Here is an 18,612-nt window from a genome sequence, read left to right as displayed (position 1 = left end):
GCGGGACAACACAGTCATGGAGGGCGTGGATGATCATTGCGAGGATGTTTGCATTGCTGTTGCTGGTGTTCCTGGCGGCGGCCAGCGTCGCGGTTTCGGCGGCGCCGTCGGCCGATGGCGAAAGCGGCATCGACGCCTATGTGCGCCGGATGATCGAGGCGACGCAGGTCGCCTGGCCCGCGCTGGCCGGGTTCAACCAGGCCACCCGGGTGTTTGCCGATATCCAGCTGGTGACCAGCAATGGCCGGCGCGCCTGGGTGATGAATGCCCAGGGCGGGCGCGAAGTGGAGATGGCGCAGGTCACCGCCCTGGGCCTGTCCCACGAGTACCAGCGCTATCGGAAGATCCGCTGGCAGGGCCGCCCGGCCGTCTTTGTCGGCCTGGGAGAAGCCTTGCCCGAGGATGAGCGACAGCGCCTGAAGGATCCGCGGGCAGTTCCCGATGTGTTCAGCCTGGCGACCCACGAGGCCTTTCATTTTTACGCCGAGGACGGCTGGGTGGTTGGCCCGGGGGCGGAGCGCAGCGTCCTGTATCCCGCGTCCGCCGCGCCGAGGCTGTATCGCAACCTGATCATCCGTCACCTGCTGGCGGCGGCCCAGGGACAGCCTGACGGGTTGGCACGGGCCAGCCATTGGCATCGCCGCTGGTTGAGCGAGCATGCCGACGAGGCCAGGCGTGTCGGCAACACCGACCGCTCCGAAGGCAGCGCGCGTCATGTGGAGTCGGTTGCCCGGTTGCTGGCGCAGGGCGTACGGCCGGACTCTGCCGAATGGTCGGGGCGGATGCTCGAAGCGCTGGTCCGGCAGGGGCGGGAAGACTATCTGACCGCCGACCACGAGAGTTATGTGCTGGGCGATCTGGCCGGGTATCTGCTTGAGCGCCAGGGGGTGGACTGGCTGCCGCGTGTCGCCCGGGGCGAGACGCCCGTGGCGATCCTGCTGGGGTCGCTGTCACCGCTCGCCACGCCTGCTGACGAGGTGCTGAGCCAGCGCATCGACGCTGCCGTCGCCAAGGCCAATCGCCAGGCGGCGCAGGCCTTCGAGCCGTTCCTGCAGCGTTTCAACGATCTCTCCGGCGCACGCCTGATGGTGTCGAACCGGGCCATGCAGGGCAGTTTCGAGATCGTCCAGTCCTACCTTCTGGCTGCGCAGCCCGAGAAAATCGAAGTGGGGGTGCGGGCGGGCTTCGCCTTCCGTGACGGTCGCATCGAACTCAGGGCGGCCACCGTCGCGAGTCGGCTGCAGGAGGCCTGTGGGCGCGAGGATTTCTACTGGATCCTGGCCCTGACGGCGGACGAACTGGAGAAGGGCGACGACGGTCGCCTGCGCGTCGAGCGCGACGACCTCAAGCTCGACCTGCCCTATCCGGTGCGGGCCGTCGACGACCCGCGCATCTGGTGCATCGAGGCCTGATCAGGCTTTCTGTTCGAAGACCACGTAGATCTTGCGACAGTGCTCCAGTACTTCCCAGGTGCCCTTGAAGCCTGCTGGAATGACGAAGCGGTCGCCGGCGCGCAAGGTCTTGGCGTTGCCATCGGCATCGCGCAACACCGAAACGCCCTGCACGATTTCGCAGTATTCGTGCTCGGTGTAGTTCACCGTCCACTGGCCGACCGCGCCTTCCCAGACACCGGCATTCATCTGGCCGCACGGGCTGGCGTAGTGATTGAAGATCGTCTGTTCCGGATCGCCCTTGAGCACCTTTTCCGGTAACGGGCGAAAGCGTTCGGGCGTGGTGCTGGCTTCGCTGAAGTCGACGATGTCCTGGATGCTCATGCTGCTTTTCCTCGGCAGTGGTAAGGCGGGTGATCGGCAGTCACGAGTCTATGTTTATTAAAACGAACATGGCAACGGCGTTTACCGACCTTGTGTCAAATATATTGAAACTTCGGGTGCCGCTGGTTTAGGGTGGTGGGTGCCGTGGGCCGAAAACAGGGCTCGTCGGGCAGAATTCTGGACGGTGCTGGCGCAAGAGCGCGTGGCGCTTGTATTTCAATAAGAGGAGGACACTCGCATGACCACCCTGACTCGTGCTGACTGGGAACAACGCGCCCGTGAGCTGAAGATTGAAGGCCGCGCCTACATCAATGGCGAATACACCGCCGCGGTTTCCAACGACACGTTCGAGTGCATCAGCCCGGTCGACGGCCGCCTGCTGACGCATGTTGCCAGCTGCGATGCCGCCGATGCCCAGCGCGCCGTGGAAAATGCCCGTGCCACTTTCAATTCCGGCGTCTGGTCGCGCCTGGCGCCGGCCAAGCGCAAGGCAGCGATGATCCGTTTCGCCGCGCTGCTGAAGACCAATGCCGAAGAGCTGGCCCTGCTTGAAACCCTCGACATGGGCAAGCCGATCACCGACTCGCTGTTCATTGACGTGCCGGGCGCGGCCCAGGCACTGAGCTGGAGCGGCGAAGCCATTGACAAGATCTACGATGAAGTCGCCGCGACGCCCCATGACCAGTTGGGCCTGGTGACCCGCGAGCCGGTCGGCGTGGTCGGCGCCATCGTGCCGTGGAACTTCCCGCTGATGATGGCCTGCTGGAAACTCGGCCCGGCGCTGTCCACCGGTAACTCGGTGATTCTCAAGCCATCGGAAAAATCCCCGCTGACCGCCATCCGCATCGCGGCCCTGGCCGTCGAGGCCGGCATCCCGGCGGGTGTGCTCAACGTGCTGCCCGGTTACGGCCACACCGTCGGCAAGGCCCTGGCCCTGCATATGGATGTCGATACCCTGGTGTTCACCGGTTCGACCAAGATCGCCAAGCAACTGATGGTCTACTCCGGTGAGTCGAACATGAAGCGCGTCTGGCTGGAAGCCGGCGGCAAGAGCCCGAACATCGTCTTTGCCGACGCCCCGGACCTGCAGGCCGCCGCCGAAGCCGCGGCCAGCGCCATCGCGTTCAACCAGGGCGAAGTCTGCACCGCTGGTTCGCGCCTGCTGGTGGAGCGTTCGATCAAGGACACCTTCCTGCCGCTGGTGATCGAGGCGCTGAAGGCCTGGAAGCCGGGCAACCCGCTGGATCCGGCAACCAATGTCGGGGCCCTGGTGGACACCCAGCAGATGAACACGGTGCTGTCCTACATCGATTCCGGCCATGCCGATGGCGCCAAGCTGGTGGCCGGCGGCAAGCGTACCCTCCAGGAGACTGGCGGGACCTATGTCGAGCCGACGATTTTCGATGGCGTGAGCAACGCGATGAAAATCGCCCAGGAAGAAATCTTCGGCCCGGTGCTGTCGGTGATCGCTTTCGATAGCGTCGAAGAAGCCATCCAGATTGCCAACGACACGCCGTATGGCCTGGCCGCTGCCGTCTGGACCGCGAACATCTCCAAGGCACACCTGACCGCCAAGGCCCTGCGTGCCGGCAGCGTGTGGGTCAACCAGTACGACGGCGGTGACATGACCGCGCCGTTCGGCGGTTTCAAGCAGTCGGGTAACGGCCGCGACAAGTCGCTGCATGCGTTCGACAAGTACACCGAGCTGAAGGCGACCTGGATCAAGCTGTAATCTTCAGGGCGCAACAAAACCTGTAGGAGCCGGCTGGCTGGCGATGAGGTCCTGGGGCCTGCGCTGTCAGTCCGGACGCCATCGCCAGCAAGCCGGCTCCCACAAGGATCGCGTCTGACGATCGTTCCCACGCGGAGCATGGGAACGATCGAAGGTATCCAAAAGACACAGCCGGACTTTCCGCAAGGAGGTCCGGCTGCGTTGTCTCCAGACAGAGTTATCCACAGGAGCGTGGAAATGCGTTGGGCGACTTATTTCGCCGTCCTGGCCGCTGTGCTGAGCGTCGGCCTGGCGCTGGGCGTGAGCATGCCGCTGGTGTCGCTGCGGCTGGAAGGCTGGGGTTATGGTTCGTTCGCCATCGGGGTCATGGCGGCGATGCCGGCCATTGGCGTGCTGGTCGGCGCGAGTGTGTCCAGCCGCCTGGCGGCCCACTTCGGTACGGCGCGGCTGATGGCCCTGTGTCTGTGGGCCGGGGCATTGTCCATCGGCCTGCTGGCGCTGTTGCCGAGTTATCCGGTCTGGCTGGTGCTGCGCCTGATGATCGGGGTGATCCTGACCATCGTCTTCATTCTCGGCGAAAGCTGGATCAACCAGTTGGTGGTCGAGCGCTGGCGCGGCCGGCTGGTGGCGCTCTATGGCAGCAGCTATGCCCTGAGCCAGTTGTCCGGGCCGTTGCTGCTGGCGGCGGTGGGCACCCAAGGCGACTACGGTTTCTGGGTCGGGGTGGGCCTGCTGGTGCTTTCGCCGTTCCTGTTGCTGGGCCGTAGCGGAGCTCCGACCTCGGAATCCAGCCGGGTGACCCTGATGGACCTGCTGGGGTTCTGTCGGAACCTGCCGGCGATTGCCTGGGCGATCTCGTTGTTTGCCGCCTTCGAGGCGATGATCCTGACACTGCTGCCGGTCTACTGCCTGCGCCAGGGCTTCACGGCGGACATCGCCCTGGCGATGGTCAGCACCGTGGTGGTGGGCGATGCGCTGCTGCAGTTGCCGATCGGAGCCTTGGCCGACCGGATCTCGCGGCGGGCGATGTTCACCGGCTGCGCCGTGGCGCTGATGCTGTCGAGCCTGGCGGTGCCGCTGTTGCTCGACACCCTGCTGATCTGGCCGCTGTGGGTGCTGTTCGGGGCGAGCGCGGGCGGCTTGTTCACGCTGTCGCTGATCCTGATCGGCGAGCGTTATCGTGACGACGCGCTGGTCCGCGCCAACGCCCATGTGGCCCAGCTCTGGGGCATCGGTTGTCTGGTCGGGCCGCTGGCCGCGGGGGCGGGCAGCCAGTGGATCAGCGGGCATGCCTTGCCGCTGTTCATGGCCGCGGGGGCGCTGGGCCTGGTGATCCTGGTACTGCGCCAGGGGGCGTTTGGCCGGACGGAGCCCGTGTCGGCCTAAAGCATGCGCTCCAGCCCGACGCTGCTGGCGAGCCAGGCATTGAAGCGGCGCCACCAGCTCCCGGGTTCGCGGTGCAGGACATGTATCCGGCCGTTGTCCTCGGTGACCCAGACCAGTTGCCCGGCTTCCAGCCGTGGCTCGTAGCTCAGGGCCGGAGCCATGCCCTGCAAGGCCAGGGTGCGCACGTGTTCAGCCAGCTCCGGGCTGTCCACCAGCACCCCGACCTCGGTGTTCCACAGCACCGAGCGCGGGTCGAAATTGAACGAGCCGACAAAGGATTTCTGCCGGTCGAAGATCATCGCCTTGCTGTGCAGGCTGGAATCCGAGCCCTTGGATGAGCCGCTGTGGAACAGGTGCGGGCCACTGCCGCCACGGTCGCCGGGTTGGCGGCGCAGTTCGAAGAGTTTCACCCCGTGTGCCAGCAACGCCTTGCGGTAGGGCGCATACCCGCCGTGCACCGCCGGCACGTCGGTGGCTTCCAGCGAGTTGGTCAGCAGGCTGACGGCCACCCCGGCGTCCGCCCGTCCCGTCAGGTACACCAGCCCCGGTTGGCCGGGCACGAAGTACGCGGAAATCATCATCAGCTCGGTATGGACATTCTGCAGCTCGGGCGCCAGCTGGGTGGTCAGCAGCAGGCGCGGATCGGGCTCGTTCCTGGCCAGCACCTTGCTCGGCGCATCCCACAGGGCCTGGTTCCAGGCCCAGATCAACTCGCGGCGCCAGGTGTCGAGGCGGGGGCGGTAACGGTAATCGGCCAGGCGCTGGTACAGCGCGGGGTTCTGCTGGCGCCAGGCGTCGAGGGACTGTTCCAGGCGGGTGCGGGTGTCCGCCAGGTCGCGAGCGGTGGGTTGGCGCGAGAGGAACTCGCCGATGGGCTTGCTCAGGGCGCTGTTCCAGTACTGGTCGAAGCTGTGGCCGAGCTGTTCGGCCACCGGTCCCACGCCGAGCATGTCGATATCGGTGAAGTTCAGGTCCGGTTGCGCGCCGAAATACTCGTCGCCCAGATTGCGTCCGCCGACGATGGCCGCGCTGTTGTCGGCCAGCCACAGCTTGTTGTGCATGCGCCGGTGTTGCAGGGACAGGTTGAAGAGCCGGCCCAGGGTGCGCGTGGCCACGGTGCTGCGCCCCAGGTCCAGCGGATTGAACAGGCGGATCTGGATGTTCGGGTGGGCGGCCAGGGTGGCGATGATGTCGTCGAGGCCGTCGCTGGTGGTGTCGTCCAGCAGGATTCGCACGCGCACGCCGCGGTCGGCGGCCTTGAGCAGTTCGTCCACCAGCATCCGTGTGCTCAGGCCGTCGTGGACGATGTAGTACTGCAGGTCGAGGCTGCTCTGGGCGTTGCGGATCAGTTCGGCCCGGGCCCGGAAGGCCTCGCCGCCATTGGGCAACAGGCGAAAGCCCGAGCGCCCCTGGTAGGCCGCGGCCTGGGCCTGGAGCGCGCGGCCGAAGGCCGAGTCCGCTGCCGGCAAGGCCTGGCTGGGGATTCGGGGAACTTCCAGTGAGGCGCATCCGCTCAAGAGCAGGGCGATCAACAGCAAACAGGATTTCAAGCGCAGTCGCCCTGAGTCATGGCAGGTATTGGCATATGGACGCTGTCCGGCGGATAAAGGTCAATCGCTGCCGCACGGGTTTTCGGCCAGCAGCCGGGTCGCCGCCACGCCGACCTTGCGCACGGCTTCCTCGACCTGTGCCGTCGGCTTGGCAGCGTAGTTCATCCGCAGGCAATTGCGGTATTTGCCCGAGGCCGAAAAGATGCTGCCCACGGCGACCTGGACGCCCTGGTCCACCAGTTCGCGATTGAGCCGCTGGGTGTCGAAGCCATCCGGTAGCTCGACCCACAGCATGAAGCTGCCCTGGGGCCGGCTGGCCCGGGTCCCGGCGGGAAAGTAGCGGCTGACCCAGTCGAGCATCAAGTCGCGATTGCGCTGGTATTGCGTACGCATCCGCCGCAAATGCGGTTCGAAATGACCGTTGCGCAGGAAGTCGGCGATGGCCAGCTGCGGCTGCGGGGCAGTGGCGCCGGTGCTGATGTACTTCATGTGCAGCACACGTTCCAGGTAGCGCCCGGGCGCCACCCAGCCGATGCGCAGGCCCGGGGCCAGGGTCTTGGAAAACGAACTGCAGAGCAGGACCCGGCCATCGTCGTCGAAGGACTTGATGGTGCGTGGACGCGGGTAGGTGTAGGACAGCTCGCCATACACATCGTCCTCGATGATTGCCACGTCGAAACGTTGTGCCAGCTGCAACAGCGCGCGTTTGCGCGACTCCGGCATGATATAGCCCAGTGGATTGTTGCAGTTGGGGGTCAACTGTATGGCCTTGATCGGCCACTGTTCGAGCGCCAGTTCGAGGGCGTCGAGGCTGATCCCGGTGATCGGGTCGGTGGGGATTTCCAGGGCCTTCATGCCCAGGCCCTTGAGGGTCTGCATGGCGCCGTGGAAGCTCGGCGAGTCCACCGCGATGATGTCGCCATGGTCGCAGGTGGCGCGGATGCTGGCGGATAGCGCTTCATGGCAACCGGTGGTGACCACCAGGTCGTGGGGGCCGAGCTGGCAGCCGGAGTCGAGCATCAGCCGGGCGATCTGCTCGCGCAGGCCCAGGTTGCCGTAGATGTTGTCGTAGGCCAGCCCTGGCAGGTCCTGGCGCCGGCTGATCTGCGCCAGGCTGCGCAGCAGCGGTTTCATGGTCGGGCTGCCGACGTCCGGTATGCCCCGGCCCAACTGTACGGTGTCCTTGCGCGGTACCGCGCGGATAAGTTCCAGCACCTGGTCCCACTGGGAGATCTCCACCGGCCGCTGGGCCGGGCGCCCCACCACCGGCAAGGCCGGCAATTCGCGGCTGGTCGGCACGAAATAGCCGGACTTTGGCTTGGGCAGGGCCAGGCCGTTGTCCTCCAGCATCCGGTAGGCCTGCTGCACCGTGCTCAGGCTGACCCCATGTTCCACGCTCAATGCCCGTACAGAAGGCAAACGGTCGCCTGGGCGATAGAAGCCTTGTTCTATGCGGGTTCCCAGCAGTTCGGCGAGGTTGATGTAGAGGGTCATGGCGGGTGCTCGCTCAGGAGGGAAACGGTTGACCAGTACAGATAGGTGGAAAATACAGGATTCAGGGACGATTTTGTCAATTCTGTATGGAAATAATACAGGAAGATTGAATCTGTAATGGTTTTCCCCGAATCGTCATGCTCTCTGCTCATGGCAACCGAGTAACAAAGGAGCAGCGGCAATGAACGGTTTGAGCGATGTGCGTCTGGTTTTGCGCAGTCAGGAACTGATGATCGAGCAGGAGCACGCGGGTGCGGTTTCCGTCCGCCAATGCGCGCCCGCGCTGGGTCGGATGGAGCTGCTCTGGCATCGCCTGCGTACCCGCAAGGTGCTGCTCGAACTCACGCCCGACGAGTTGCGGGATATCGGGCTGAGTCGGGAGCAGGCAAGGGCGGAAGGCCTGAAACCTTTCTGGCGGTCTTAACGCAATTCCTTGAGGCGATGCCAGAGCATGCCCAGGGCCAGCAGCGGAGAACGCAGGTACTTGCCGCCCGGGAAGGTGATATGCGGCACCCGGGCGAACAGGTCGAAGCCGTCGCTCTGCTGGCCGCTGATGGCTTCGGCCAGCAGCTTGCCGGCCAGGTGGGTGGCGTTGAGCCCGTGCCCGGCATAGGCCTGGGCGTAATACACGTTGGGCTGATCCTTCAGGCGACCGATCTGTGGCAGCCGGTTGGCGCCGATACCGATCATCCCGCCCCAGTGGTAATCGATCCTGGCCCCGGCCAGTTGCGGGAACACCTCAAGCATTTTCGGTCGCATATAGGCGGCGATATCTTGCGGATCACGCCCGGAGTAATGGCAGGCCCCCCCGAACAGCAGGCGACGGTCGGCCGATAGCCGGTAGTAATCCAGCGCGACCCGTTGATCGCAGACCGCCATGTTTTGCGGCAGCAACGAGCGGGCCTGGGCTTCGCTCAGGGGCTCGGTGGCGATGATATAGCTGCCGGCGGGCAACACCTTGCCGCCGAGTTCGCTGTTGAGCCCGTTGAGATAGGCGTTGCAGCCGAGCACCAGGGTCTTGGCGCGAACCGAACCCTGGGCGCAGTGCACCCGCACTTCGGGGCCGTAATCGATACGGGTCACCGCCGACTGCTCGAACAGCCGCACCCCCAGTTGCGTGGCGGCGGCCGCTTCGCCCAACGCCAGGTTCAATGGGTGCAGATGACCGGAGCCCATGTCCACCAGGCCGCCGACATAACGCTCGGAGCCGACCACGCTGTGCATTTCATGGGCTTGCAGCAGGCGGGTTGCATGGCGATAGCCCAGTTGCCGGAGTTCCTCGGCGTCCTCGGCGAAGCCTTCGAGGTCGCGGGGCTTGTTGGCCAGGTCGCAGTAGCCCCAGGTCAGGTCGCAGTCGATCTGGAAGTGCTCGATGCGCCGGCGGACGATGTCCACGGCCTCCAGCCCCATCAGCTTCAACTGCCGTACGCCGTCCTGGCCGAGGATGTCGGTGAACTGCTCAAGCCCATGGCCGACGCCGCGGATCAGTTGCCCGCCGTTGCGTCCGCTGGCACCCCAGCCGATCTTGCGCGCCTCCAGCAGGACCACGCTCAGGCCGCGCTCGGCCAGTTCGATGGCGGTATTGAGCCCGGAGAAACCGCCACCGACCACACAGACATCGGCCTGCACCTCACCTTGCAGGAGCGGATATTCCGGCTGCGGGTGACTGCTGGCGGCGTAGTAGGAGGTGGTGTGCCGGGCAGGGGCGTTCATGTGCATGATCCTGATTTTTGTGTTTGGAAAATTTTACGGAGGATAAGCCGGACTCTTGCGGGCGGGCAACCGCGGGGCGGCTACCGCTGTCTGCTGTCGGGCTTTTCAGGCAGAATTCTTACCCATCCCTGTCTCCGGTAATCGCCCCGATGAGCTGCAACAGCCAGAAAATCCGCTTTCTCCGGCAGCAGATCCCGTCTTTCGAGTGCGTGCCGGGTTGTCACGACTGCTGTGGGCCGGTGACCACCTCATCGGAGGAAATGGCCCTTCTGCCGCGCAAGACCGCGGCCGAACAGGAAGCGGCGCTGAACGAACTGAACTGTGTGCACCTGGGGCCGAACGGTTGCACGGTGTATGACGAGCGACCGTTGATCTGCCGCCTGTTCGGCACCACGCCGAGCCTGCCGTGCCCCAATGGCCGGCGTCCGGTTGAAATGATTCATCCACGTGCCGAGAAGCAGGTACACGAGTACATCGCCAGCACCCGCCAGGTCCTGGTCTGAGCCCATGGATCGTTCGGCGGATCAGTCCGGAATCGGCAGGTTCAGGCTCTCCTTCACCTCTTCCATCACGATATAGCTCTTGGACTCCCTCACATGAGGCAGCTTGAGCAGGATATCGCCCAGCAGCTTGCGATAGGACGCCATCTCGGAAATCCGTGCCTTGACCAGGTAGTCGAAGTCACCCGAGACCAGGTGGCACTCCAGCACATGCGGCAGCTTCAACACGGCGCGGCGGAATTCCTCGAAGGTGTCGCCGGACTTGTAGTCGAGGCTGATCTCGACGAACACCAGCAGGCTGCCCTTGAGGTGCTGCGGGTTGAGCCGGGCGTTGTAGCCCATGATGATCCCCTCGCGTTCCAGCCGCCGGACCCGCTCGGTGCAGGGTGTGGTGGACAAACCGACCTTTTCCCCCAGCTCGGTGAACGAGATGCGCCCGTCGGCCTGGAGGATCCGCAGGATGTTGCGGTCGATCTTGTCCAGCTCGCGTTTGGTCTGGTGGTTGGTTCGCATAGGGGATGCGCCTCCGTGAAAAGCCATATTGCCGAGAATTCTCGCCAAATATAGGCGGTTATATAGTGAAAAGCACTGGCTATTGTTTTTTACACTGCGCGCATCTTCGCTCTGAACAACAAACATCGGCAGCTGGCCGCGATTGAGGGACATACACATGCGAGTTCTGGTATTGGGCAGTGGCGTCATCGGTGTCGCCAGCGCTTATTATCTGGCCCGGGCCGGCTTTGAAGTGGTGGTGGTCGACCGTCAGCCTGCCGCCGCCATGGAAACCAGCTTCGCCAACGCCGGCCAGGTCTCGCCGGGTTATGCCTCGCCGTGGGCCGCGCCTGGCGTGCCGCTCAAGGCCATCAAGTGGTTGCTGCAACGCCATGCGCCGCTGGCGATCAAGGCCACCGCCGATGTCGACCAGTACCTGTGGATGGCGCAGATGCTGCGCAACTGCACCGCCAGCCGCTACGCGGTGAACAAGGAGCGCATGGTCCGCCTGTCCGAGTACAGCCGTGACTGCCTCGACGAATTGCGCGCCGAAACCGGCATTGCCTACGAGGGCCGCAGCCTGGGCACCACCCAGCTGTTCCGCACCCAGGCGCAACTGGACGGCGCGGCGAAGGACATCGCGGTGCTGAAAGAGTCCGGCGTGCCCTACGAACTGCTCGACCGCGCCGGCATTGCCCGCGTCGAACCGGCCCTGGCCAGCGTCACCGATATCCTCGCCGGTGCCCTGCGCCTGCCGAACGACCAGACCGGCGACTGCCAGATCTTCACCACCCGCCTGGCCGAAATGGCTGCCAAGCTGGGCGTGGAATTCCGCTTCGAACAGGATATCCAGCGTCTCGACTACGCCGGTGACCGGATCAACGGGGTGTGGATCGACGGCAAGCTGGAAACCGCCGACCGCTACGTCCTGGCCCTGGGCAGTTATTCGCCGCAGTTGCTCAAGCCGCTGGGGATCAAGGCACCGGTCTACCCGCTCAAGGGTTACTCGCTGACCGTGCCGATCACCAATTCGGCAATGGCTCCGACCTCGACCATTCTCGACGAAACCTACAAGGTCGCGATCACCCGTTTCGACAACCGTATCCGCGTTGGCGGCATGGCGGAAATCGCCGGTTTTGACCTGTCGCTGAACCCACGTCGGCGCGAAACACTGGAGATGATCGTCAACGACCTCTATCCTCAGGGCGGCGACCTCCAGGCGGCCAGTTTCTGGACCGGCCTGCGTCCGACCACCCCCGACGGCACCCCGATCGTGGGCGCCACGCCGTTCCGCAATCTGTTCCTGAATACAGGCCACGGTACGCTCGGCTGGACCATGGCCTGTGGTTCCGGTCGCCTGCTGGCCGACCTGATGGCGAAGAAAACGCCGCAGATCAGCGCAGAAGGCCTCGATATTTCCCGTTATGGCAATCACCAGGAGACTGCAAGACATGTCAATCCAGCGCCAGCTCACCAATGAGCGCATGAGCCAGATCGTCGTTCACAACGGGACCGTGTATCTGGCCGGGCAAGTCGGCGACGACATGAGCGCCGGGATTGAGACGCAGACCCGTGAAGCCCTGGGCAATATCGAGCGTTTGCTGGACCTGGCGGGCACCGACAAGACCAAGCTGCTGTCGGTGACCATCTACCTGAAAGACGTCGATGCCGATTTCGCCGGGATGAACTCGGTCTGGGACAAGTGGCTGCCCAAGGGCGTGGCCCCGGCCCGTGCCACGGTGCAGGCCAAGCTCTGCGAACCGGAAATCCTGGTCGAGCTGTCCGTCGTGGCCGCCCTGCCTTAACGCAAGATCCCTCTCCCGGCACGGCGTGTGGCAACACCGCTTGTCGTGCCGGTTTTTTATTCCCAACCGACCGTCCAGAAGTCTGCCGCCATGCGTCCTGCCCGTGCCCTGATCGACCTCCAGGCCTTGCGCCACAACTACCAGCTGGCCCGTGAAATATCGGGGGCCAAGGCCCTCGCCGTGATCAAGGCCGATGCCTATGGACATGGTGCGGTGCGTTGCGCCCAGGCCCTGGAAGCCGAGGCCGACGGTTTTGCCGTGGCCTGCATCGAGGAAGCGCTGGAGTTGCGCGCTGCGGGCATCCGCGCGCCGATCCTGCTGCTGGAAGGCTTTTTCGAAGCCGACGAGCTGGCGTTGATCGTCGAGCACGATTTCTGGTGCGTGGTGCATTCGCTGTGGCAACTGGAGGCCATCGAGCGGACGGCGGTCGGTGCGCCGATCACCGTCTGGCTGAAGCTGGACTCGGGCATGCACCGTGTCGGCCTGCACCCGGCGGACTACCAGGCGGCCTACCAGCGCCTGCTGGCCAGTGGCAAGGTGGCGAAGATCGTGCTGATGAGCCACTTCGCCCGCGCCGATGAACTGGGCTGCCAGCGCAGCGACGAGCAGGTCGCCGTATTCGAGGCGGCGCGCCAGGGCCTGTCGGCAGAAGTCAGCCTGCGCAATTCCCCGGCGGTGCTGGGCTGGCCGAGCATTCCCAGCGACTGGGTACGTCCGGGGATCCTGTTGTTCGGCTCCACGCCGTTCGGCGAGGAACATCCGGTGGCGGCGCGCTTGCAGCCGGTCATGACCCTGGAGTCGAAAATCATCAGCGTGCGCGAACTGCCGGCTGGCGAGCCGGTGGGCTACGGGGCGCGGTTCATCACGCCCAAGCCGATGCGGGTCGGTGTGGTCGCGATGGGCTACGCCGACGGTTATCCGCGCCATGCGCCGACCGGCACGCCGGTGCTGGTGGCCGGGCAGCGCAGCCAACTGCTGGGACGGGTATCGATGGACATGCTGTGTGTCGATCTGACGGACGTGCCCCAGGCCGGGCTCGGTTCGACCGTGGAATTGTGGGGCCGGAACATCCTCGCCAGCGAGGTGGCCGCCTGCGCCGAGACCATCCCGTACCAGATCTTCTGCAACCTGCGTCGGGTCCCGAGGCTCTACACCGGGAGCTAGCGCCTGGCGCAGCGCCTCACGGAAAGTTCTGCCGAAGTGGATTCGGGCCAAAGTGTTGTAAATACTGAACGCTATGCCATGATATCGCTCAATTACAACAATTGCCTGAATCCCTGGGAGGCTGCCGCATTGGACGTCGGTGAACGACTGCAATCCATCCGCAAACTGAAAGGTCTGTCTCAACGTGAACTCGCCAAGCGTGCGGGCGTCACCAATAGCACCATTTCAATGATCGAGAAAAACAGCGTCAGTCCCTCGATCAGCTCACTGAGAAAGGTGCTTGGCGGCATTCCCATGTCGATGGTCGAGTTTTTTTCCGAAGAGATTCTCCAGGAAAAACCGACGCAGATCGTCTACAAAGCCAACGAACTGATCGATATCTCCGATGGCGCCGTGACCATGAAGCTGGTCGGGCGGGCCCATCCGAGCCGCGCCATCGCGTTTCTCAACGAAATCTATCCGCCAGGCGCCGATACCGGCGAGGAAATGCTGACTCACGAAGGTGAGGAAACCGGCATTCTGGTCGAAGGGCGGCTGGAACTGGTGGTCGGCCTGGAAACCTTCGTGCTCGAAGCGGGCGACAGCTACTATTTCGAAAGTACCAAGCCGCACCGCTTTCGCAATCCGTTCGATACACCGGCGCGACTAATCAGCGCAGCGACACCCGCGAATTTCTGAGAACCAGAGGCGCCAGGTCACGGATTTCAAGGCGCCCGGCCGTACGGATACGCGACTGGGGTAATACCCCTGTAACTCAAGGGGTTGTTTCGCAGTGGCGGTCTTACCGCTATACTCACGCCCGCCTGCGAAACCGTGGTTCGGGGTGTGATTAGCCACCATTGAGGGTGTACGCGTGAATCCAATTATGAAAATGCTGGCCGTACCAGCAACCGTGTTGGCCCTATGGGCTGTCAGCGCTCAAGCTGCGACGAACGACGATATTGCCAAACGCCTGGAGCCGGTCGGCCAGGTCTGTGTACAGGGCCAGGAATGCAAGGGGATGGAAGTTGCAGCCTCGGCCGGTGGCGGTGGCGGGGCGAAGACGCCCGACGAGGTGATTGCCAAGCACTGTAATGCCTGCCATGGCACCGGCCTGCTGGGCGCGCCGAAAATCGGCGACGCGGCCGACTGGGGCAAGCGTGCCAAGGAACAGGGCGGCCTGGATGGCCTGCTGGCCAAGGCCATCACCGGGATCAACGCGATGCCGCCAAAAGGCACCTGCGCCGATTGCTCCGATGACGAGCTCAAAGGCGCCATCGGCAAGATGTCCGGCCTGAAATAACGCGGGTCCCGCGCTGAAAAAGCCGCTTTCGAGCGGCTTTTTCGTGTCTGGCGTTTACATCTTGTGGCTGTCATTTGCAGCAAAGACCGGGCAAGCTCGGTCCAACCTCAATTCAGGGAAAGGTGGGGAGGATCGAATGGCGCAGGACTGTTCTATCGAGCAAGCGGTCGACGAGGTGCTGGCGCGGTTGCCGGTGCATATCCACATGGGCATGCCCCTGGGGCTGGGCAAACCCAATCGTTTCGTCAATGCCCTGTACCGGCGTGTCAGCCGGTTGCCGGAGCGCCGGCTGACGATCTACACGGCCCTGAGCCTGGGCCGCCCAGCCCTTGGCGATGGTTTGCAACGGCGTTTTCTCGAGCCCTTCGTGGCGCGGGTGTTCGGTGATTACCCGGAACTGGATTTCCTCGCCGACCTGCATCGTGACGCGCTGCCGTCGAACATCCATGTCGAACAGTTCTTCATGCAGCCCGGCAGCCTGCTCAACAGCGCGGCGGCGCAGCAGGACTACGTCAGCAGCAACTACAGCCACGCGGCCCGGGATATCAATGCCAGCGGCCTGAACCTGGTGGCCCAGCTGGTCGCCGCCGATCCGCGGCAGCCGGACCGGCTGAGCCTGAGCTGCAACCCGGACATCACTCTCGATCTGTTGCCGATGATCGCCAGGCGCCGTGCCGCCGGTGAAACCATCCTCCTGCTGGGCCAGGTCCATGGCGACCTGCCCTACATGCCGGGCGACTCTGAAATCGACCGTGACGCCTTCGACCTGCTGATCGACGAGCAGGAGCAAAGCACCCTGTTTTCCACGCCGAACATGCCCGTGGACACCCAGGATCACTTTATCGGCCTGCATGCCAGTACCTTGGTGCGCGATGGCGGGACCCTGCAGATCGGCATCGGCTCCATGGGCGATGCGCTGACGGCGGCGCTGCTGGCGCGCCACGCGGATAACGAAGGCTATCGGGCGCTGCTGGCCGATATCGACGTGCTGCCATGGAAGTCGCTGATCGACCGGCAGGGCGGTACCGAGCCGTTTGCCCGGGGGCTCTACGGATGCAGCGAGATGTTCGTCAACGGCCTGCTGGTACTGGCCGATGCGGGGATCGTGCGGCGCAAGGTCTATGCCGATATCGCCCAGCAGCGCCAGGCCAATGCCGGGCTGCTCGACGAGACGACGGCGGTCGGCGGCATCGCCGTGCACGGTGGCTTCTTTCTCGGGCCGCAGAGCTTTTACCAGCGCTTGCGGGAGTTGCCGAAGGAGCGGCTCGCCGAGTTCAACATGACCGCCATCAGCTACATCAACGAGTTGTATGGCCAGGAGGAACTCAAGCGCCTGCAACGCCTGGATGCGCGATTTATCAACAGCGCCTTCACCATGACGCTGCTCGGAGCCGGTGTCGCCGATCAGCTGGAAGACGGACGGGTGCTCAGCGGAGTGGGCGGGCAGTACAACTTCGTGGCCCAGGGACATGCCCTGGAAGGTGCACGCTCGGTGCTGATCCTGCGTAGCTGGCGCGAATCCGCGGGCGAGGTCAGTTCGAATATCGTCTGGGAATACGGCCATTGCACCATTCCCCGGCACCTGCGCGACATCGTCGTGACCGAGTACGGGATTGCCGACCTGCGCGGCAGGAACGATGCGACGGTGATCGAGGCATTGCTCAATATCAGCGACTCACGGTTCCAGGCCGGCCTGATCGAGCAGGCGCAGAAGGTCGGCAAGCTGCCGAAGGACTTCCGCCTCGATCCGCGTTTTGCCGATAACCGTCCGGAGCGCCTGCAGGCGATCCGGGCGCGGCACCTGCAGCTGTTTCCGGAGTATCCGCTGGGCAGCAATTTCAGCGCCGAGGAGCGTGACCTGCTGCGGGCGCTGAACTGGCTCAAGAGCAAGTTCAAGCTGAGCGAAATCTTCGAGCTGGGCAAGGCGACGCTGGACGCACCCGAGCCGTCGGTATTCCCCGAGCACCTGCAACGCATGGGCCTGACCCAACCGCAAGGACTGCGCGAGGAACTCTACCAGCGCCTGCTGCTGGCGGGACTGCAGGCCACAACCGACTAGACGGCATGCTGTCGCGGCCTGTCATCTGCCTCAGTTGTAGCTGATGTTGACGGTCACGGTGCTGACCAGCGTGCCTCTGGTGACCGTGCCGGTGGTCTTGTGATACGCCGCGCCCAACGGCAGCACTGCCCGATCGCTCGATACCGTCACGGTCCGTGAGCCGTTGTGGCTCAGGGTCGATTCGACGCCGCCGATCCGCGAGTACAGCCACAGGCCGACACCGGCGGCGTCGCCGGTGTTCCTGAACAGCGCGGCGTTGCCGGTTGCCGGTGTACCGGTGAATCTGAAGGTCACGTTGGAGGCATTGCGGCAGTTGGCGCTGATCTCGAAGGTTTTCTTGGCCAGCCAGGTGCCGGTGAAGTTCGAGAGCCGGATGGTGTCCAGCGTCACCGTGCGATTGACGTCGCCCGTCGCCAGGTCGCAGGTGGGAACCGGAGCGACGATGGTGCCCCTGCCCAGCAGGATATTGTATTCCCGCGGGTTGAAATGCGAGGGCACCGGTTCCCACCACGTCCTGGCAATCACGCGGGGCACGATGCTGCCGGAGGAGATGGGACCGGTCTTGATCAGCCGGTAGTTTATTTCATAGGCGTAGGTCTTGTTGCTCGCCGACAGATTGGTCTGGCTGTACGTTCGCTGGGTGTTGTTGCTCAGGATACCGGTGACGATGTTGTGCGCCCCCACCTGGGTGTCACCGTTGGTCCTGAAGACAATGCCGATGCCCGGCATCCCCGTGGGGTAGACGCTATAGGATCGAGATCCGTCGTTATAGGTCGATACCGCGCCGGCAGCCCCCTGGGCACTGAATTTCACATCGGTGCGGCTATCGCAGTACCAACTGACGCGCTTGGTGCCGTGGGTCACGCTCGGAAAGTCCCGCCAGCCGGTGAGCGGGCTGCCGACCGATGCATTGAGATCGGTCACCGTGACCGTGCCGATATCACCGGAATAACCACCCGGATGATAGACGGAAGACGTGCACGCGGCGAACGCCTGTCCGGACATGAACCCGAGCAGCGCCACCGCGGATATTGCCTTGTAGGGTTTGTTCATTTGCCTCCCCTGGTTGTTGATACCGATGGTTCCCTGGCCCGGCGCACGCGGCCTGCGTGAACCTGTTTGCCTCAGTTGTAGGTGATTTCCACAGTCGCCAGGCTCTCCAGCGTGCCTTCGCTTACCGCCCCGGATTTCCAGTAGGCCGCCCCCAGCGGCAGCACGGCCAGGCCGGCATTCGGCGTCAGGGTGCGGACATTCTCGCGACCGTCGGCGCGAATGGTCTGCTGCACGCCCCCCAGGCGCGAGTACAGCCACAACCCCAGGCCCTTGGCGTCGCCGGTGTTGGCGAACCGGGCACCATCCGAGGGGGCCGGGGTGCCATGGAAGGTGAAGGTGACGCTGTTGATATCTGACTCGCAGCGGGCACTCAGCTCGAAGGGCTTGTGACCCGCCGAGTCCGTATTGGCGAAGTCACTGACCTTGACCGAGGGCAGGCGTATGGGCTGCTCGATGTCATCGGCAACCAGGCTGCAGGTGCCACCCTCGACAGTGCCTTTGATCTGCAGGTTTCCCGGATTCAGGACCTCGGTGGCCGAGGCTTGGGCGATGGCCGTAACCGTCAGCACCAGGGGTATCAGGTACGTTTTCATGGGGTGTAGTCCGT

The 18,612-nt window shown here is 64.1% G+C and carries 18 protein-coding genes; 11 read left to right on the top strand and 7 right to left on the bottom strand.

The window, feature by feature from the left end; all coding sequences use genetic code 11:
- Positions 1–29 precede the first annotated feature (29 nt).
- Positions 30–1,412 carry a hypothetical protein gene (locus ACL9RJ_RS20255; protein WP_422765594.1) on the top strand — a complete coding sequence of 461 codons (1,383 nt, stop codon included), beginning with the start codon at positions 30–32 and terminating at the stop codon, positions 1,410–1,412.
- Here the strand turns inward: ACL9RJ_RS20255 and ACL9RJ_RS20250 are convergent, their stop codons facing one another.
- Positions 1,413–1,775 carry a cupin domain-containing protein gene (locus tag ACL9RJ_RS20250; protein WP_422765592.1) on the bottom strand — a complete coding sequence of 121 codons (363 nt, stop codon included), beginning with the start codon at positions 1,773–1,775 and terminating at the stop codon, positions 1,413–1,415.
- A gap of 238 nt (positions 1,776–2,013) precedes the next feature.
- Between ACL9RJ_RS20250 and ACL9RJ_RS20245 the strand changes: the two genes are divergently transcribed.
- Both ACL9RJ_RS20245 and ACL9RJ_RS20240 read left to right on the top strand, forming a co-directional pair.
- Positions 2,014–3,507 (top strand): aldehyde dehydrogenase, encoded by a 1,494-nt coding sequence (locus tag ACL9RJ_RS20245; RefSeq protein WP_017125535.1) that lies wholly within the window; start codon positions 2,014–2,016, stop codon positions 3,505–3,507.
- 237 nt (positions 3,508–3,744) lie between these two features.
- Positions 3,745–4,893 carry an MFS transporter gene (locus tag ACL9RJ_RS20240; protein WP_017125534.1) on the top strand — a complete coding sequence of 383 codons (1,149 nt, stop codon included), beginning with the start codon at positions 3,745–3,747 and terminating at the stop codon, positions 4,891–4,893.
- On the opposite strand, the gene ACL9RJ_RS20235 is transcribed toward ACL9RJ_RS20240, so the two are convergent.
- Together ACL9RJ_RS20235 and ACL9RJ_RS20230 are read right to left on the bottom strand one after the other, a co-directional pair.
- On the bottom strand, positions 4,890–6,443 hold the full coding sequence (locus ACL9RJ_RS20235; RefSeq protein ID WP_244861799.1) for a phospholipase D family protein: 1,554 nt from the start codon (positions 6,441–6,443) through the stop codon (positions 4,890–4,892). The genes ACL9RJ_RS20240 and ACL9RJ_RS20235 overlap by 4 nt on opposite strands.
- Positions 6,444–6,503: 60 nt before the next feature.
- The gene (locus tag ACL9RJ_RS20230) at positions 6,504–7,937 is read right to left on the bottom strand and encodes a PLP-dependent aminotransferase family protein (protein WP_017125532.1); all 1,434 of its coding nucleotides are present in this window, start codon (positions 7,935–7,937) and stop codon (positions 6,504–6,506) included.
- A 181-nt stretch (positions 7,938–8,118) separates the two neighbouring features.
- Here ACL9RJ_RS20230 and ACL9RJ_RS20225 point away from each other — a divergent pair, with 181 nt between their 5' ends.
- On the top strand, positions 8,119–8,361 hold the full coding sequence (locus ACL9RJ_RS20225) for a DUF1127 domain-containing protein (RefSeq protein WP_017125531.1): 243 nt from the start codon (positions 8,119–8,121) through the stop codon (positions 8,359–8,361).
- Here the strand turns inward: ACL9RJ_RS20225 and ACL9RJ_RS20220 are convergent.
- Positions 8,358–9,650 carry an NAD(P)/FAD-dependent oxidoreductase gene (locus ACL9RJ_RS20220; RefSeq protein ID WP_178989653.1) on the bottom strand — a complete coding sequence of 431 codons (1,293 nt, stop codon included), beginning with the start codon at positions 9,648–9,650 and terminating at the stop codon, positions 8,358–8,360. The two genes, ACL9RJ_RS20225 and ACL9RJ_RS20220, sit on opposite strands and share 4 nt — an antisense overlap.
- A 149-nt stretch (positions 9,651–9,799) precedes the next feature.
- Between ACL9RJ_RS20220 and ACL9RJ_RS20215 the strand changes: the two genes are divergently transcribed.
- Positions 9,800–10,153 (top strand): YkgJ family cysteine cluster protein, encoded by a 354-nt coding sequence (locus ACL9RJ_RS20215; RefSeq protein ID WP_422765591.1) that lies wholly within the window; start codon positions 9,800–9,802, stop codon positions 10,151–10,153.
- 21 nt (positions 10,154–10,174) lie between these two features.
- On the opposite strand, the gene ACL9RJ_RS20210 is transcribed toward ACL9RJ_RS20215, so the two are convergent.
- On the bottom strand, positions 10,175–10,663 hold the full coding sequence (locus ACL9RJ_RS20210; protein WP_017125528.1) for an Lrp/AsnC ligand binding domain-containing protein: 489 nt from the start codon (positions 10,661–10,663) through the stop codon (positions 10,175–10,177).
- Positions 10,664–10,820: 157 nt separating this feature from the next.
- Between ACL9RJ_RS20210 and dadA the strand changes: the two genes are divergently transcribed.
- The 6 genes from dadA (at position 10,821) to ACL9RJ_RS20180 (ending at position 16,952) form a co-directional block, all read left to right on the top strand.
- A complete protein-coding gene (gene dadA / locus ACL9RJ_RS20205; RefSeq protein WP_103032867.1) occupies positions 10,821–12,122 on the top strand; it encodes a D-amino acid dehydrogenase in 1,302 nt (433 codons plus the stop codon).
- Positions 12,094–12,447, top strand: coding sequence for a RidA family protein (locus tag ACL9RJ_RS20200; protein WP_017125526.1), 354 nt, complete (start codon positions 12,094–12,096; stop codon positions 12,445–12,447). The genes dadA and ACL9RJ_RS20200 overlap by 29 nt, the downstream gene beginning before the upstream one ends.
- 90 nt (positions 12,448–12,537) lie before the next feature.
- On the top strand, positions 12,538–13,611 hold the full coding sequence (alr, locus tag ACL9RJ_RS20195) for an alanine racemase (RefSeq protein WP_177087229.1): 1,074 nt from the start codon (positions 12,538–12,540) through the stop codon (positions 13,609–13,611).
- A gap of 129 nt (positions 13,612–13,740) precedes the next feature.
- Positions 13,741–14,289 carry a cupin domain-containing protein gene (locus ACL9RJ_RS20190; RefSeq protein ID WP_042935159.1) on the top strand — a complete coding sequence of 183 codons (549 nt, stop codon included), beginning with the start codon at positions 13,741–13,743 and terminating at the stop codon, positions 14,287–14,289.
- A gap of 187 nt (positions 14,290–14,476) precedes the next feature.
- A complete protein-coding gene (locus ACL9RJ_RS20185; RefSeq protein WP_017125523.1) occupies positions 14,477–14,893 on the top strand; it encodes a c-type cytochrome in 417 nt (138 codons plus the stop codon).
- A gap of 136 nt (positions 14,894–15,029) precedes the next feature.
- Positions 15,030–16,952, top strand: coding sequence for an acetyl-CoA hydrolase/transferase C-terminal domain-containing protein (locus ACL9RJ_RS20180; protein WP_017125522.1), 1,923 nt, complete (start codon positions 15,030–15,032; stop codon positions 16,950–16,952).
- A gap of 30 nt (positions 16,953–16,982) precedes the next feature.
- Here ACL9RJ_RS20180 and ACL9RJ_RS20175 read toward each other — a convergent pair whose 3' ends face one another.
- Together ACL9RJ_RS20175 and ACL9RJ_RS20170 are read right to left on the bottom strand one after the other, a co-directional pair.
- The gene (locus ACL9RJ_RS20175; protein ID WP_017125521.1) at positions 16,983–18,005 is read right to left on the bottom strand and encodes a fimbrial protein; all 1,023 of its coding nucleotides are present in this window, start codon (positions 18,003–18,005) and stop codon (positions 16,983–16,985) included.
- Positions 18,006–18,076: 71 nt separating this feature from the next.
- Positions 18,077–18,598 carry a fimbrial protein gene (locus ACL9RJ_RS20170; RefSeq protein WP_017125520.1) on the bottom strand — a complete coding sequence of 174 codons (522 nt, stop codon included), beginning with the start codon at positions 18,596–18,598 and terminating at the stop codon, positions 18,077–18,079.
- Positions 18,599–18,612 lie beyond the last annotated feature (14 nt).

Source organism: Pseudomonas sp. Mn2068 (assembly GCF_049319725.1).
GTDB classification, from domain to species: Bacteria; Pseudomonadota; Gammaproteobacteria; order Pseudomonadales; family Pseudomonadaceae; genus Aquipseudomonas; species Aquipseudomonas gingeri.
The sequence above is the reverse complement of the archived record's forward strand: the minus strand, read 5'-3'. Positions and strand labels throughout refer to the sequence as shown.